Annotated in this window: 2 protein-coding genes; both read left to right on the top strand. The window is 69.4% G+C overall.

Features of this window, described 5'->3' with window-relative positions:
* Positions 1-25 precede the first annotated feature (25 nt).
* Positions 26-6,736 (top strand): SDR family NAD(P)-dependent oxidoreductase, encoded by a 6,711-nt coding sequence (locus tag OG718_RS44750; RefSeq protein WP_328846842.1) that lies wholly within the window; start codon positions 26-28, stop codon positions 6,734-6,736.
* A gap of 114 nt (positions 6,737-6,850) precedes the next feature.
* Positions 6,851-16,921 carry a type I polyketide synthase gene (locus OG718_RS44755; RefSeq protein WP_443055379.1) on the top strand — a complete coding sequence of 3,357 codons (10,071 nt, stop codon included), beginning with the start codon at positions 6,851-6,853 and terminating at the stop codon, positions 16,919-16,921.
* Positions 16,922-16,924 lie beyond the last annotated feature (3 nt).

The raw sequence follows: 16,924 nt of genomic DNA on the forward strand, positions 1-16,924 counted from the left end.
CGACCCTGCTTTACGAGGTGATGGTGTGGAGAACGAAAAGAAGCTTCTCGATTACCTCAAGCGGGCTACCACGGACCTACGGGAAGTGCGGCGCCGCCTGCGCGAATTGGAGGAGCGGGACCAGGAGCCCATTGCCATCGTCGGCATCGGCTGCCGCTACCCCCGTGGGATCCGGACGCCGGAGCAGCTGTGGACCCTCGTCGCGAACGGCGAGGAGGCCCTGACCCCCTTCCCCGAGGACCGAGGCTGGGACGTCGACAGCCTCTACCACCCAGACTCCGAGCACCTCGGCACGAGTTACACCAAGGTGGGCGCCTTCCTGCACGACGCGGCGGAGTTCGACCCGGGGTTCTTCGGGATCTCGCCGCGTGAGGCTTTGGCGATGGACCCGCAGCAGCGGTTGCTGTTGGAGACGTCGTGGGAGGCGATCGAGCGGGCGGGCATCGACCCGACCACCCTGCGCGGCACCCAGACCGGCGTCTTCACCGGCCTCATGTACTTCGACTACGGCTCACGGGTGCAGTCCGCCCCGGACGACATCGAGGGCTACCTCGGCAACGGCAGCGCGGGCAGCATTGCCTCGGGCCGTGTCTCTTACACGTTCGGTTTCGAGGGCCCGGCCGTCACGGTCGACACGGCCTGCTCCTCTTCCTTGGTGGCCATTCATCTCGCCGCGCAGTCGCTGCGCAAGGGCGAGTCCACGCTCGCGCTGGCCGGCGGCGCGTCGGTCATGTCGACCCCGGACGTCTTCGTCGACTTCAGCCGCCAGCGCGGCCTGTCCGCCGACGGCCGTTGCAAGGCGTTCTCCGCCGATGCGGATGGCACGGGCTGGGGCGAGGGTGCGGGGGTGCTGCTCTTGGAGCGGTTGTCGGACGCGCGGCGCAACGGTCATCAGGTGCTGGGGGTCGTGCGGGGTTCCGCCGTCAACCAGGACGGTGCGAGCAGCGGTCTGACGGCGCCGAACGGTCCGTCGCAGCAGCGGGTGATCCGTCAGGCGCTGGCGAGCGCGGGTCTGACGGCGGCCGAGGTGGACGCGGTCGAGGGTCATGGTACGGGTACGACGCTGGGTGACCCGATCGAGGCGCAGGCGCTGCTGTCGACGTATGGCCAGGAGCGGGACGGGGACCGGCCGTTGTGGCTGGGGTCGGTCAAGTCGAACGTGGGTCATACGCAGGCGGCTGCGGGTGTGGCGGGTGTGATCAAGATGGTGATGGCGATGCGGGCGGGTGTGCTGCCCAAGACGCTGCATGCTGACGAGCCTTCGCCGCATGTGGACTGGTCTGCGGGTGCGGTGGAGTTGTTGAGTGAGGCGCGGGAGTGGCCGGAGGTGGGTCACCCGCGTCGGGCGGGTGTGTCGTCGTTTGGGATCAGTGGGACGAATGCGCATGTGATCGTCGAGCAGGCGCCGGTGGACGAATCTGCGGCGGACGGCGTTGTCGAGTCTGCTGGTGTGCCTGGTGTCGAGTCGGGTGTGGCTGGGTTGCCGGTGCCGTGGGTGGTGTCGGGTAAGTCGGCGGTGGCTTTGGCGGGTCAGGGGGAGCGGCTGGCGGCGGCGGTCTCCGGTGTTGATCGGTCGGTTGCTGGTGTGGGTTGGTCGTTGGTGAGTGGTCGTTCGGTGTTCGGGCATCGGGCGGTTGTGGTGGGTCAGGATCTGGATGGGTTGTTGGCTGGGGTGCGTGGGCTGGCGGCCGGTCGGTCGGCTGACGGTGACACTGTGTCTGGGCTGGTGTCCGGTGTGGCGGACGTGTCGGGTCGTCGGGTGTTCGTGTTTCCGGGGCAGGGGTCGCAGTGGGTGGGGATGGCGGAGGCTCTTCTTGAGTCGTCGCCGGTGTTCGGGTCGCGGTTGGGGGAGTGTGCGGCGGCGTTGGAGCCGTTCGTGGACTGGTCTCTGCTGGATGTGGTGCGGGGTGTTGAGGGTGCCGCGTCTTTGGAGCGTGTCGATGTGGTGCAGCCGGTGTTGTGGGCGGTGATGGTTTCCCTGGCTGCGGTGTGGCGTTCGGTGGGAATCGAGCCGGACGCCGTCGTGGGTCATTCGCAGGGTGAGATTGCGGCTGCGGTGGTGGGTGGCTGGCTGTCGTTGTCGGATGGTGCGCGGGTGGTGGCGTTGCGGTCGAAGGCGATCGGTGAAGTCCTGGCGGGCGGTGGTGGGATGCTCGCGGTCCAGGCCCCGGCCGACGAGGTGGAGACGTGGCTGGAGGACGTCGAAGGTGTCGGTATTGCCGCAGTGAACGGGCCCCGGTCGGTGGTGCTTTCGGGTACTCGTGAGGGTCTGGAAGCGTGTGTGGAGGTGTGGTCGGCGCGGGGTGTGTGGGTGAAGTGGGTGCCGGTGGACTATGCGTCGCATTCGGAGCAGGTGGAGGAGGTCCGCGGCCGGATTCTGGCGGATCTGGCACCGCTCAGCCCGTTGTCTGGTGGGGTGCCGATGTTGTCGACGATGACCGGTGAGTGGGTCGGGGACGAGGGCGGCGGTTTGGGTGCCGGCTATTGGGTGGAGAACCTGCGCCGGCCGGTGCGGTTCGCGGATGCTACCCGTCGTTTGACGGCGGAGGGTTTCGGTGCGTTCGTGGAGGTGAGTGCGCACCCGGTGCTGGTGATGGGCATTGAGGAGACGATTGACGCGGCCCGCACGGATGGTGGTCCGGAGGATGCTGCTCCGGTGGTCGCGGTGGGGACGTTGCGTCGTGGTGAGGGTGGCTGGGATCAGTTCCTGCGTTCACTGGCGGGTCTGTTCGTCCGCGGTGCTGCCGAGCCGGACTGGAAGGTCCTCCTGGGTGGTCCCCATCCTCGGGTGGAGTTGCCGACTTATGCCTTCCAGCGGGAGCGGTTGTGGCTGGATGCGACGGCGGTGTCGGGGGATGTGGCGGGCCTGGGCCAAGTCAGGGTCGAGCATGAACTGTTGGGCGCCGGTGTGGGTATCGCCGGAGCTGGTGGGGTGTTGTTCACGGGCCGGGTGGGTGTGTCGACGCATCCGTGGCTGGCTGATCATGCGGTGTCGGGTGTGGTGTTGTTGCCGGGTGCAGGGTTCGTCGAGTTGGTGGTGCGGGCCGGTGACGAGGTGGGTTGTGGCCGGGTTGAGGAGTTGATGCTGGCGGCTCCGCTGGTGGTGCCGGCGCGCGGTTCGGTGCAGGTGCAGGTGGTGGTGGGTGCTGTCGAGGACGGCGGACGCCGCACGGTGGGCGTCTACTCGGGCTCGGGTGATGGGGTGGAGGGGGAGTGGGTGTGCCACGCCACCGGCTCCCTGACCCCCGACACCGCCCCGCAGTCGGGTGGCGGGTCTGTCCTGTCGGCGGCATGGCCTCCGCCGGGTGCCGAGCGGATCGATCTGGTGGGCGTGTATGAGGACTTGGCGGTGGAGGGTTATGAGTACGGTCCGGTCTTCCAGGGGTTGAACGGGGTCTGGCGCAACGGTGAGGAGGTGTTCGCCGAGGTTGCTCTCCCGGAGGGCACGGTGGTGGACGGTTTCGGGCTGCACCCGGCGCTGTTGGACGCGGCGCTCCAGGCGGCAAGCTTCGGCTCCTTCATTCCCGAGCCGGACACCGGTGAGGGCGGGGGCGTGCGTCTGCCGTTTGCCTGGTCGGGTGTGTCGTTGTACGCGTCGGGTGCGTCGTCGTTGCGGGTCCGGCTGTGGCCGGTGGGCGAGGACGGTTTCGGCGTGGAGCTGGCCGACGCGGCAGGACTGCCGGTGGCCCGGGTCGACTCACTCGTCACCCGTGAGATCAGTGCCGAGCAGCTCAACACGGCTGCGGGCGGACGCGACGTGACCGATGGCGCGTTGTGGCGGTTGTCCTGGACTCCCGTCGCCTCGGCGCCCTTCGGGGGGCCGCGACCGGAGTGGGTGGTCCTCGGCGAGGGCAGCACCTTGGCCGGGGCCGCCGACACCATGGCGGATCTGGCAGAGATCAAGGTGCTGGCGAACGCCGGTGGTGAGGTCCCGGAGTGGGTGCTGGTGGACGTGGACGCCTGGGCGGCCGCGTCCTCGACGGAGTCCGGTTCCGATGTTCCGGACGTGGTGCGAAGCGTCACCGGACGGGCGCTCGCGCTCGCGCAGGAGTGGCTGTCCGACGACCGGTGGGCCGCGTCCCGCCTGGTGTGGGTGACGCGCGGCGCTGTCGGCGTACATGCCCACGAGCCGGTACCGGGGCTGGCCCTCTCGGGAGTGTGGGGTCTGGTGCGCGCGGCCCAGTCGGAGCATCCCGACCGGTTCGCGCTCCTCGACCTCGACCCGGCCACCGACCTTGTGGGCCCCGGCGGTTCGGCGGATGCTCCGCACACACCGGTGGACGGGATCCTCGCGGTGCTGGCCTCCGGTGAGCCCCAACTCGCCGTACGTGAGGGCGAGTTGCTCGCCGCCCGCCTCGCTCCTGCCCGGAGCGGTGACGCACTGACGGCTCCCGCCGGCGACGCTCCCTGGCGCCTCGCCAAGGACCCCGGCGGCAACCTCGACGCGCTCACCGTCGTTCCGGCCCCTGACGCGGCGGAGGCGCTCGGAGAGGGAGAGGTGCGGATAGCCGTTCACGCGGCCGGAGTGAACTTCCGCGATGTCCTGATGGCACTCGGCATGGTCTCGGCCCGCGGAACCCAACTCGGCGGCGAGGCCGCGGGCGTCGTGACGCACATCGGCCCCGGGGTGACCGGCGTGGCCGTGGGCGACCGCGTCATGGGCGTCTTCGACGGCCCCTTCGGCCCGGTCGCAGTCGCGGACCGGCGCATGGTGGCGCGTATCCCCGACGCCTGGACGTACGCAGAGGCCGCGACCGTCCCGCTGGTGTACCTCACCGCGTACTACGGTTTGGTCGACCTGGCCTCGGTCAAGCCCGGCGACCGTGTCCTGGTGCATGCCGCCACCGGCGGTGTCGGCATGGCCGCGGTCCAGCTCGCCCGGCACCTCGGCGCCGAGGTGTACGGCACGGCAAGCCCGGGCAAGTGGGCCACGCTCCGCGCGATGGGATTCGACGAGCGGCACATGGCGTCCAGCAGGTCGCTGGACTTCGCGGACCACTTCCTGAGCGGCGGGGGCGTCGATGTCGTCCTCAACTCCCTGGCGCACGAATACGTCGATGCCTCACTGCGGCTCCTGACACGCGGCGGTCACTTCCTGGAGATGGGCAAGACCGACATCCGGGAGGCCGAAGAGGTCGCGGCCGCCCACCCCGGTGTCAAGTACCAGGCGTACGACCTGACCGTCTTCACCGGTGTCGGCGATCCCGGGGCCATTCCCGAGCGTATCCAGGAGATCCTCTCCGAACTGCTCGCCCTCTTCGACAAGGGAGTGCTCCAGCCGCTGCCGGTCACCACCTGGGACGTCCGCCGGGCGTCCGCCGCGCTGCGCCACATGTCGCAGGCCCGGCACACCGGCAAGATCGCCCTGACCGTTCCGCAGCGGCTGAATCCGGGCGGCACCGCCCTCGTCACCGGCGGCACCGGCGTCCTGGGCAGCCTCCTGGCCCGCCACCTGGTCACCGAACACGGCGTACGCAATCTGCTGTTGGTCAGTCGACGGGGCGAGGACGCACCGGGCGCCGAGGCACAGCGGGAGGAACTCGCCGCGCTGGGGGCCGACGTACGCATCGTCGCCTGCGACACCTCCGACCGGGCGGCACTGGAGGCGCTGCTCGCGACCGTTCCCGCGGAAGCCCCGCTGACCGGTGTCTTCCACACGGCAGGTGTGCTGGACGACGGTGTGGTCGAGGCCATGACGCCCGAGCGGGTCGACGCCGTCATGCGGCCCAAGGTGGACGCCGCGTGGAATTTGCACGAGCTGACCCGGGATCTCGACCTCGCGGCCTTTGTGCTGTACTCCTCGGCCGCCGGTGTGTCCGGCGACGCGGGCCAGGCCAACTACGCGGCCGCGAACGTCTTCCTCGACGCCCTGGCGCAGCGGCGGAGGGCCGCGGGTCTGCCCGGACAGTCGCTCGCCTGGGGACTTTGGGAGGACCGGAGCGAGATGACCGGCCACCTGGGCGACGCGGACCTCGCACGGCTGGCCGATGCCGGCGTCCGGGGCTTCGCCGCCGCCGAGGGCCTGGCCCTCCTCGATCACGCACACGGCTTCGACGAGGCCCTGCTGATCCCGATGCGCCTGGACACGGCAGCACTCGCCGCGGACGCGTCGCCCGTACCGCACCTGTTCCGCGGGATCGCGCGCACGCCCGTCGCCCGCCGGGTCGCCTCCGACGACACGGTCAGCCAAGGCACGGACCTGGAGACACGGCTCGCGAGCCTCTCGCCGGCCGAACGCAACGAGACCGTCCTGGAACTCGTACGCGAACGGGTCGCAGCCGTCCTCGGACACGCCGGCCCCGACGCCGTCGAACCGGCCCGGGCCTTCAAGGAGATCGGCTTCGACTCGCTCACCGCCGTCGAACTGCGCAACAGGCTCAACACCGCGACCGGGCTGCGGTTGCCCGCCACCCTGGTCTTCGACTACCCGACACCCACGGCGCTCGCCCAGTACCTGCTGACGGAACTCGCACCGGGCCTGCCCACCGAGGAACCGCTCGGCAGCCGACTGTTGGAGCAACTCGCCCACATCGAAACGGTGATGGGGGAGTCCGCCACCACGGCCGACCTGGACGCCGACCTCCACTCGGCCGTCACCGCACGCCTCAACGGCATTCTGACCGCTTGGAACAGCGCCCAGCGCGCACCGGATCACGGCGCGGCCGCGGTGGAACTGGACTCCGCCAGCGACGACGAGATCTTCGACTTCATCGACAGCACCTTCGGGAAGTCCTGATCCCTCCCGCTCCCCGCCGACCCACCGACGCTCCCGCGTTCTCGCATCTCTGGACGCTCGCATACCTGGACGGGTGAACTACTCATGGCCAACGAAGCCAAGCTCCGCGAATACCTGAAGCGCGTCACCACCGATCTGCACGAGACCACCGAGCGCCTGCGCGAGGTCGAGGGCAGGGCGAACGAACCGATCGCGATCGTGGGTATGAGCTGCCGCTTCCCCGGCGGTGTCGAAACCCCCGACCAGCTGTGGGAGTTGTTCCGCTCGGGCCGTGACGCGATAGGCGGGTTCCCCGAGGGGCGCGGCTGGGACATCGAGGGCCTTTACCACCCTGACCCCGACCACGCGGGTACCAGCTATACGCGTGAGGGCGGTTTCATCGACGGCGCCGAGCGGTTCGACGCCGGACTGTTCGGGATTTCGCCGCGCGAGGCGGTCGCCATGGATCCGCAGCAGCGGCTCCTGCTGGAGGCGTCCTGGGAGGCCCTGGAAGGGAGCGGACTCGACCCGCTCCGGCTCAAGGGCAGCAGGACAGGTGTCTTCGTCGGCGTGATGTCCTCCGACTACGGCATCCAGAAGGGTGCCGCGGTCGACGGGGCCGAGGGCCACCTCAGCACCGGCACCCACTCCAGCATCGTGTCCGGGCGCATCTCCTACGTACTCGGTCTGGAGGGCCCCGCGGTTTCGATCGACACCGCCTGCTCCTCCTCCCTGGTCGCGCTCCACTCCGCCGCCCACGCCCTCCGCCAGCAGGAATGCACCCTCGCCCTGGCCGGCGGCGTCACCGTCATGGCGACCCCCGAACGCTTCGTCGAATTCAGCCGCCAGCGCGCTCTCTCCCCGGACGGACGCTGCAAGGCGTTCTCGGCAGACGCGAACGGAACCGGTTGGTCCGAGGGTGTGGGTGTCCTCGTCCTTGAGCGGTTGTCGGACGCGCGGCGTAATGGTCACGAGGTGTTGGCCGTCATTCGTGGTTCGGCGTTGAACCAGGATGGTGCGAGTAATGGTCTGACGGCTCCGAATGGTCCGTCGCAGCAGCGGGTGATTCGTCAGGCGTTGGCGAATGCGGGTCTGACGGCGGCCGAGGTGGATGCGGTCGAGGCGCATGGTACGGGTACGACGCTGGGTGACCCGATCGAGGCGCAGGCGCTGCTCGCCACCTACGGCCAGGGGCGGGACGAGGGCCAGCCGCTGTGGCTCGGCTCGTCCAAGTCGAACCTCGGTCATACGCAGGCGGCCGCGGGTGTGGCCGGTGTGATCAAGATGGTGTTGGCCTTGCGGGCGGGCCTTCTGCCCAAGACGCTGCACGTCGGTGAGCCTTCGCCGCACGTGGACTGGTCCGCCGGGGCGATCGAACTGCTCGGCGAGGCGCGGGAGTGGCCGCAGAACGGTCGGCCGCGCCGGGCCGGCGTCTCCTCCTTCGGATTCAGCGGAACCAACGCCCACGTGATCCTTGAGGAGGCCCCCGCTCCGGAGCCCGAGGCGTCCGAGCCGGAGACGGCGGACGCACCGGTGGGCGTGCTGGTGCCGTGGGTGGTGTCGGGCAGGTCTGTGGAGGCGTTGCGGGCGCAGGCGGGTGTGTTGTTGGCGCAGCAGCGGGGCGCGGATGCGTCGATCGCCGATGTGGCCTTCTCGTTGGGTGTGTCGCGGGCGGGGTTGGAGCATCGGGGTGTGGTGCTGGGTTCCTCGCGCGAGGAACTGCTGCGGTCGCTGGAGGTGTTGGCGGCCGGCGCTGAGGCGCCTGGGGTGGTGTCGGGTCGTGTGGTGGAGGGTCGGCTGGCTTTCCTGTTTACGGGTCAGGGTGCTCAGCGGGTGGGGATGGGCCGGGAGTTGGCTTCTGCGTTTCCGGTGTTTGCGGAGTCGTTGGGGCGGACGTGTGACCTGTTGGACGTCGGCCTGGAGGGTCTGGAGCGTCCGTTGCGGGAGGTGTTGTTCGCGGAGCCGGACAGTGCTGCCGCAGCTTTGTTGACGCGGACGGTGTATGCGCAGGCGGCGTTGTTTGCGGTTGAGGTGGCGTTGTTCCGGTTGGTGGAGTCGTTCGGTGTGCGGCCGGATTTTGTGGCGGGGCATTCGGTGGGGGAGATCGCGGCTGCGCATGTGGCTGGGGTGTTGTCCCTGGAGGATGCGGCGGTGTTGGTGGCGGCTCGTGGCAGGTTGATGGATGGGTTGCCTGCGGGTGGGGTGATGGTGGCGGTGCAGGCCGCCGAGGCAGAGGTGCGTGAACTGCTGGAGGGGGTGCAGGACGCGGGTGTTGCTGCGGTGAACGGGCCGCGTGCGGTGGTTCTGTCCGGCAGTGAGGCCGCGGTGCTGCCGGTGGTGGAGGTGTTGCGGGAGCGTGGGGTGAAGACCAAGCAGCTCCAGGTCAGTCATGCTTTCCATTCGCCGTTGATGGAGCCGATGCTTGATGGTTTTGCTGCGGTGGTGGAGGGGTTGACGTTCCATGCTCCGGTTGTCGGGGTGGTGTCGAACGTGACCGGTGGTATCGCGTCGGCGCGGGAACTCTGCGCGCCGGAGTACTGGGTTCGGCATGTCCGCGAGGCGGTGCGCTTCGGTGCCGGCGTCGAGGCTTTGGTTGCTGCGGGTGTGTCGTCGTTCATGGAGCTGGGTCCCGATGGTGTGCTGAGCGGGATGGCTCGTGAGTCGCTGCCGGAGGACTCGGATGTGGTGTGCGTGCCGGTGATGCGTCGGGACCGGGACGAGGTGCGGGAGTTCCTGACGGGTCTGGCGCGGCTCAATGTCCGTGGCGTTGCGGTGGGTTGGGAGCCGTTGACGTCGGGCGGACGCCGGGTGGAACTGCCCACGTATGCCTTTCAGCGTGAGCGCTACTGGCTGGAGGTTCCCTCGGCAGTCGGTGATGTGACGACTGCTGGACTGGCGCCTTCGCAACACCCGTTGCTCGGCGCGATCATGCGGCGGGCCGATGTCGACGGCGTGGTCTTCACGGGCCGTTGGTCGTTGCGGTCGCACCCGTGGCTGGGCGAACACCGAGTGGGATCGTCGGTGGTGTTCCCGGGGACCGGCTTCGTCGAGTTGCTGGTGCGGGCGGGCGACGAGGTCGGCTGCGGTCGTATCGAGGAGCTGACGCAGGAGACCCCTCTCGTCGTGCCCGAGCACGGTGCCCTCCAACTCCAGGTCGTTGTGGGAGCTCCGGAGGAGTCCGGTCTTCGTGGCGTCGCCGTGTACTCGCGGGTGGAGGATGCGGATGAGGGTGTGCCGTGGACGCGGCATGCCAGTGGTCTGCTGAGTCCTTCTGAAGCGTCCGCCGGCTTCGAGCTGGCGCAGTGGCCGCCCGCCGGAGCGGAGGCACTCGACGTCGACAACCTCTACCAGCGACTGTCGGATGCCGGCCTCGTCTACGGCGAGCGGTTCCAGGGCCTCAAGGCCGGCTGGATCAAGGGCGATGACATCTACGCCGAGATTCGGCTGCCCGAGCACGCCGTTGCCGAGGCGGAGCAGTACGGCCTGCACCCGGCAGCGCTGGATGCCGCGCTTCAGGCGAGCGGCCTCAACGACTCTCCCGAGATGCAGGCCACGGCGTACGTCCCGTTCTCGTGGTCGGGGGTGTCGTTGTTTGCGGTGGGTGCGTCGGTGTTGCGGGTGTGTGTGCGGCATGTGGCGCGGGATCGGGTGTCGTTGTGGGTTGCTGATGGTGTGGGTGTGCCGGTGGCGGTGGTGGAGTCGTTGGTGTTGCGGGCGATTTCGTCGGGTCGGGTGGGGGCTGCTGGTGGGGTGCCGGTGGTGGCGGGTGGTGGGTTGTTCGAGGTGGTGTGGTCGCCGCTTGCCGGTGTTGTGACCGGTGGTGGGGACCCGGTGTCGGACGTGGCGGTGCTGGATTGCGGTGTGGGTGGCTCTGTGCGTTCGGTGGTGGGCCGGGTGCTGGAGGAGCTTCAGGGGTGTGTGTCGGGTGTGGGGGGTGCTGGTTCTCGTGTGGTGGTGACGCGGGGGGCGGTGTCTGTGGGTGTGGGTGGTGTGGTGGATGTGGTGTCGGCTGCGGTGTGGGGGTTGGTGCGGTCGGCGCAGGCGGAGCATCCGGGTCGGTTTGTGTTGGTGGATGTGGGTGTGGAGGGGGATGTTGAGGCGGGTGTGCGGGCTGCTTTGGCGTCGGGGGAGGAGCAGGTTGCTTTCCGTGAGGGGGAGGTCTTCGTTCCTCGTCTGGCGCGGGTGAGTGCGGGTGGTGGGGTGCCGTCGTGGGGCGGTGGTGTGGTGTTGGTGACGGGTGGTACGGGTGGTTTGGGTGCGGTGGTGGCGCGGCATTTGGTGGTGTCGCATGGTGTGGAGCGTCTGGTGTTGTTGTCGCGGCGGGGTGAGGACGCGCCGGGTGCGGTTGAGCTTGTGTCTGAGCTGGCTGGTTTGGGTGCTCGGGTGGATGTGGTGGCGTGTGATGTGAGTGATCGTGCTGGGTTGGCTGCTGTGGTGGGTGGTCTGGGTGCGGAGTTGTCGGCGGTGGTGCATGCGGCCGGTGTGGTGGATGACGGTGTGCTGGGGTCGCTGACGGCGGAGCGGTTGGATGGTGTGCTGGGTCCGAAGGCGGATGCGGCGTGGCATTTGCATGAGCTGACGCGGGAGTTGGATCTTTCCGCCTTTGTGCTGTTCTCGTCGTTGTCGGGGACGGTGGGTGGTGCGGGGCAGGCGAATTACGCGGCGGCGAATGCGTATCTGGATGGGTTGGCGGAGTATCGGCGGGGGTTGGGACTGCCCGCTGCCTCGCTGGCCTGGGGACTCTGGGAAGAGTCGACGGGAATGGGCAGTCGGCTCACCGCCGCCGACCTGGAGAGGATGGACCGTACGGGCATCCGTACCCTCTCCGTCGAGGACGGGCTGGCGCTGTTCGACGCCGCTGTCGCGTCCGGCCGGTCGACGGTCGTCCCCGCCCGGTTCGACATCCCCGCTCTGCGCAAGCAGGGCGACGCCCTCTCACCGCTCTTCCGTGACCTGACCGGCCCGCGCGCCCGTCGCTCGGCGGCGGTCACGTCCCAGGACATCGCCGCTGCCACGGAGAACGCCCTGGCGGATCGGTTGGTGGGGCTGTCGGCGGAGGAGCGTCGGGCGCTGGTGCTCGGTGTGGTGCGGGCGCAGGTGGCGCAGGTGTTGGGGTACGTGTCGGCGGAGCTGGTCGAGCCGGGGCGCGCGTTCCAGGATTTGGGCTTCGATTCGCTGACGGCCGTGGAACTGCGCAACGGTCTCAGTGCCGTGGCCGGGGTGCGGTTGCCGGCGACGCTCGTCTTCGACTATCCGTCCTCCGACATCCTGGCGGACTTCCTCCTCGCCGAAGTCTCGGGCGAGATACCCGCTGCCGCCGCGGCTCTCCCCGCGCTGGGAAGTGCCACCGACGACGACCCGATCGTCATCGTCGGCATGGGCTGCCGCTACCCCGGAGGAGTCGCGTCACCGGAGGACCTCTGGCAGCTCATGGCCGAAGGCCGGGACGCGATCTCGGAGTTCCCGACCGACCGTGGATGGGACCTGGACGCGATCTACCACCCCGACCCGACCAACGCGGGCACGAGCTACACCCGCGAGGGCGGATTCATCCACGACGCGGGTGACTTCGACGCCGCGTTCTTCGGGATCTCGCCCCGCGAGGCCACCGAGACCGATCCCCAGCAGCGGCTGCTGCTGGAGACGGCCTGGGAGGCGTTCGAGCAGGCGGGCATCGTCCCCGCCGACCTCAAGGGCAGCCAGACCGGCGTCTTCGCCGGCGTCATGTACCACGACTACGCGGGCAACATCGGGTCCGGCAGCATCGTCACGGGCCGTGTCGCCTACACCCTCGGTCTCGAAGGCCCCGCGGTCTCGATCGATACCGCCTGCTCCTCTTCTCTCGTGGCCATCCATCTCGCCGCGCAGTCCCTGCGCCAGGGCGAGTGCTCGATGGCCGTCGCCGGCGGTGTGGCCGTCATGGCGACCCCCGAGTCGTTCATCGAGTTCAGCCGCCAGCGTGCCCTGTCCCCGAACGGGCGCTGCAAGGCGTTCTCGGCGGATGCCGACGGCACCGGCTGGGGCGAGGGCGTGGGCGTTCTGGTGCTGGAGCGGTTGTCGGACGCGCGGCGCAACGGTCATCAGGTGCTGGCCGTCATCCGTGGTTCGGCGCTGAACCAGGACGGTGCGAGCAATGGTCTGACGGCTCCGAACGGTCCCTCGCAGCAGCGGGTGATCCGTCAGGCGCTGGCGAATGCGGGTCTGACACCTGCCGAGGTGGACACGGTCGAGGCGCACGGTACGGGTACGACGCTGGGTGACCCGATCGAGGCGCAGGCGCTGCTCGCCACCTACGGCCAGGGGCGGGACGAGGACCAGCCGCTGTGGCTCGGGTCCTCCAAGTCCAACATCGGGCACACCAAGGCGGCTGCGGGTGTGGCGGGTGTGATCAAGATGGTGATGGCGATGCGGGCGGGTGTGCTGCCCAAGACGTTGCATGCTGACGAGCCTTCGCCGCATGTGGACTGGTCTGCGGGTGCGGTGGAGTTGTTGAGTGAGGCGCGGGAGTGGCCGGAGGCCGGTCACCCGCGGCGGGCGGGTGTGTCGTCGTTTGGGATCAGTGGGACGAATGCGCATGTGATCGTCGAGCAGGCGCCGGCCGAGGAGGCCGTCCTGGAGTCCCGTGTTGAGACTGGTGCTGAGCCGGGTGTGGTGTCGACTGTGCCGGTGCCGTGGGTGGTGTCGGGTAAGTCGGCGGTGGCTTTGGCGGGTCAGGGGGAGCGGCTGGCGGCGGCGGTCTCCGGTGTTGATCGGTCGGTTGCTGGTGTGGGTTGGTCGTTGGTGAGTGGTCGTTCGGTGTTCGGGCATCGGGCGGTTGTGGTGGGTCAGGATCTGGATGGGTTGTTGGCTGGGGTGCGTGGGCTGGCGGCCGGTCGGTCGGCTGCCGGTGACACTGTGCCTGGGTTGGTGTCCGGTGTGGCGGATGTGTCGGGTCGTCGGGTGTTCGTCTTCCCGGGGCAGGGGTCGCAGTGGGTGGGGATGGCGGAGGGTCTCCTTGCATCCTCGCCGGTGTTTGCGTCGCGGTTGGGGGAGTGTGCGGCGGCGTTGGAGTCGTTCGTGGACTGGTCTCTGCTGGATGTGGTGCGGGGTGTGGAGGGTGCCGCGTCTTTGGAGCGTGTCGATGTGGTGCAGCCGGTGTTGTGGGCGGTGATGGTTTCCCTGGCTGCGGTGTGGCGTTCGGTGGGAGTCGAGCCGGATGCGGTGGTGGGTCATTCGCAGGGTGAGATTGCGGCTGCGGTGGTGGGTGGCTGGCTGTCTCTGTCGGATGGTGCGCGGGTGGTGGCGTTGCGGTCGAAGGCGATCGGTGAAGTCCTGGCGGGTGGTGGTGGGATGCTCGCGGTCCAGGCCCCGGCCGATGACGTTGCCTCCTGGCTGGAGGACGTTGAGGGTGTCGGTATTGCCGCGGTGAACGGGCCCCGGTCGGTGGTGCTTTCGGGCACTCGTGAAGGTCTCGAAGCGTGTGTGGAGGTGTGGTCGGCGCGGGGTGTGTGGGTGAAGTGGGTGCCGGTGGACTATGCGTCGCATTCGGAGCAGGTGGAGGAGGTCCGCGGCCGGATTCTGGCGGATCTGGCACCGCTCAGCCCGTTGTCTGGTGGGGTGCCGATGTTGTCGACGATGACCGGTGAGTGGGTCGGGGACGAGGGCGGCGGTTTGGGTGCCGGCTATTGGGTGGAGAACCTGCGCCGGCCGGTGCGGTTCGCGGCTGCTACCCGTCGTTTGACGGCGGAGGGTTTTGGTGCGTTTGTCGAGGTGAGTGCGCACCCGGTGCTGGTGATGGGCATCGAGGAGACGATTGACGCGGCCCGCACGGATGGTGGTCCGGAGGATGCTGCTCCGGTGGTCGCGGTGGGGACGTTGCGTCGTGGTGAGGGTGGCTGGGATCAGTTCCTGCGTTCACTGGCGGGTCTGTTCGTGCGTGGTGCTGCCGAGCCGGACTGGAAGGTCCTCCTGGGTGGTCCTCACCCTCGGGTGGAACTGCCCACCTACGCCTTCCAGCGTCGGCGTTTCTGGATCGAGAGTGTGAAGAAGGACCCGGTGGTGCAGGCCACCGATCCGGTGGACGAGGCGTTCTGGGCGGCGGTGGAGAGCGAGGACATGGCCTCGCTCGCCGACAGCCTGCAGGTGGAGACCGATGCTCTCCGGGGCGTACTGCCCGCTCTCACCTCCTGGCGGGCGCGCAGGCGGGAGGAGTCGCTCGTCGACGGGTGGCGCTATCGCGAGGAGTGGAAGCCGGTGCCGGCACCGGCCACGACCGTGGTCACCGGCGTCTGGACGGTCGCAGTCCCCATCACGCACCGCGACACCCCTGCCGTGAACGCGTTGCTGGACGGCCTGCGCCGCAACGGCGCCGACCTGCGCGTCATCGAGGTGTCCGGCGACGACTCCGATGCTCTGACGGAGCAGCTGAGGGGTGACACGCCGGAAGGCGGGCAGCCGATCGGTGTCCTCTCCCTGCTGGCCCTCGACGACCGCCTCCACCCCGGCCATCCGGAGCTGACCGAGGGCATCGCGGCGACCATCGCACTCGTACGGGCGCTGGACGCCTTGGGGGCGAACTCCCGTCTGTGGTGCGTCACTTCGCAGGCCGTCGCCGCCATTGACTCCTCGGAGGTCGGTAACCCGGCGCAGGCGATCGTGTGGGGCGTGGGGGCGTCGTTGGCGCTCGACCACCCCGAGACCTGGGGCGGGCTGCTGGACCTGCCGTCGGAGATCGACACGCGCACCGCGGACCTGCTGTGCGCCGTACTGGCCTCGGACGAGCCGGAGGACCAGATCGCGATCCGTACGGCCGGTCTCTTCGCCCGCCGTATGGTCCGGGCACGCCTCGATGAGACCGCGACGCCTCCGGCGAGGCCGTGGCAGCCCCACGGCACCGTCCTGGTCACCGGCGGCACCGGCGGGATCGGCGCGAATGTGGCGCTCCGGCTCGCTCGCGACGGCGTCGAGCACCTCGTGCTCACCAGCCGCAGCGGAGCCGAGGCCCGCGGCGCGGCCGCCCTGGAAGCCGAACTCGCCCTGCTCGGCGCGAAGGTCACGTTCGCGGCCTGCGACATCGCCGACCGTGAAGCCGTACGCGAACTCATCGCGGCGCTGCCCGAAGCCGGACCGCTCACCGGCGTCTTCCACCTGGCCGGAGCCGTCCCGGACGGGGAGCAGCAACTCTCGGCGATCACGCTCGACGATTTCTCCCGGATGACCCGCGCCAAGATCGGCGGGGCCATGCACCTGGACGAACTGCTCGTGGACCGGGACCTGGAGGTGTTCGTCACCTTCTCCTCCGGCTCGGCCGTCTGGGGCAACGCCAACCAGGCCGCGTACGGCGGAGCCAACGCCTTCCTGGACGCCCTCGCTCACAACAGGCGCTCCCGTGGACTCCCCGGCACGTCCATCGCCTGGGGCCTGTGGGGCGGTGACGGCGCGGACGCCGACACCGACGCGCAGCTGCGCCGCATCGGTGTCCGGGCGATGGAACCGCGCCTGGCCCTCGACGTCCTGCGGCAGGTGCTCGACCACGGAACCGGGCACCTCATCGCCGCGGACATCGACTGGCAGCGCTTCGCTCCGGTCTTCACCATCTCCAGGGCGCGGCCCCTCCTCGACGGTCTCGCGGAGGTGCGCGCCGCACTGTCCGAGGGCACCGAGACGGCCGCACCGGATGAGGACACAACAGGGCAGAAGACCATCGCCGGACTTCTCGCGGGGCTCTCTCCCGCGGAACGCGAACACGCGCTTCTCGACGTCGTACGCACGCAGGTGGCCGCCGTGCTCGGGTACACAGACGGCTACGACGTGGAGCCGGACTTTTCCTTCAAGGACCTCGGCTTCGACTCCGTGACCGCCGTCGAACTGCGCAACCGGCTCAACGCCGCATCCGGGCTGCGACTGCCCGCCACGGCGGTCTTCGACTACGCCACCCCGCTCGCCCTGGCGGCCCATATGAAATCGGAGCTGTTCCAGGACGAGGGAGTGGCCGGCGCGGTGCCGCTGCTGGCCGAACTCGACCGGCTGGAAGCCTCGGTGACGTCGCTCCCGTCGGCGGACATCGAGCGGATGCGTCTCACCTCCCGGCTCCAGGGGCTGGTGACCAAGCTGAACGAGATCGTCGGAGTGGGTGTCCCGGAGACCGAGGACCTCGCGGACAAGCTCGAAGCGGCCACCGCCGACGACATCTTCGACTTCATCGACAAGGACCTCGGGCTGGGCTGACCC

Origin of the sequence: Streptomyces sp. NBC_00258 (assembly GCF_036182465.1) — a bacterium.
Lineage (GTDB): Bacteria > Actinomycetota > Actinomycetes > Streptomycetales > Streptomycetaceae > Streptomyces.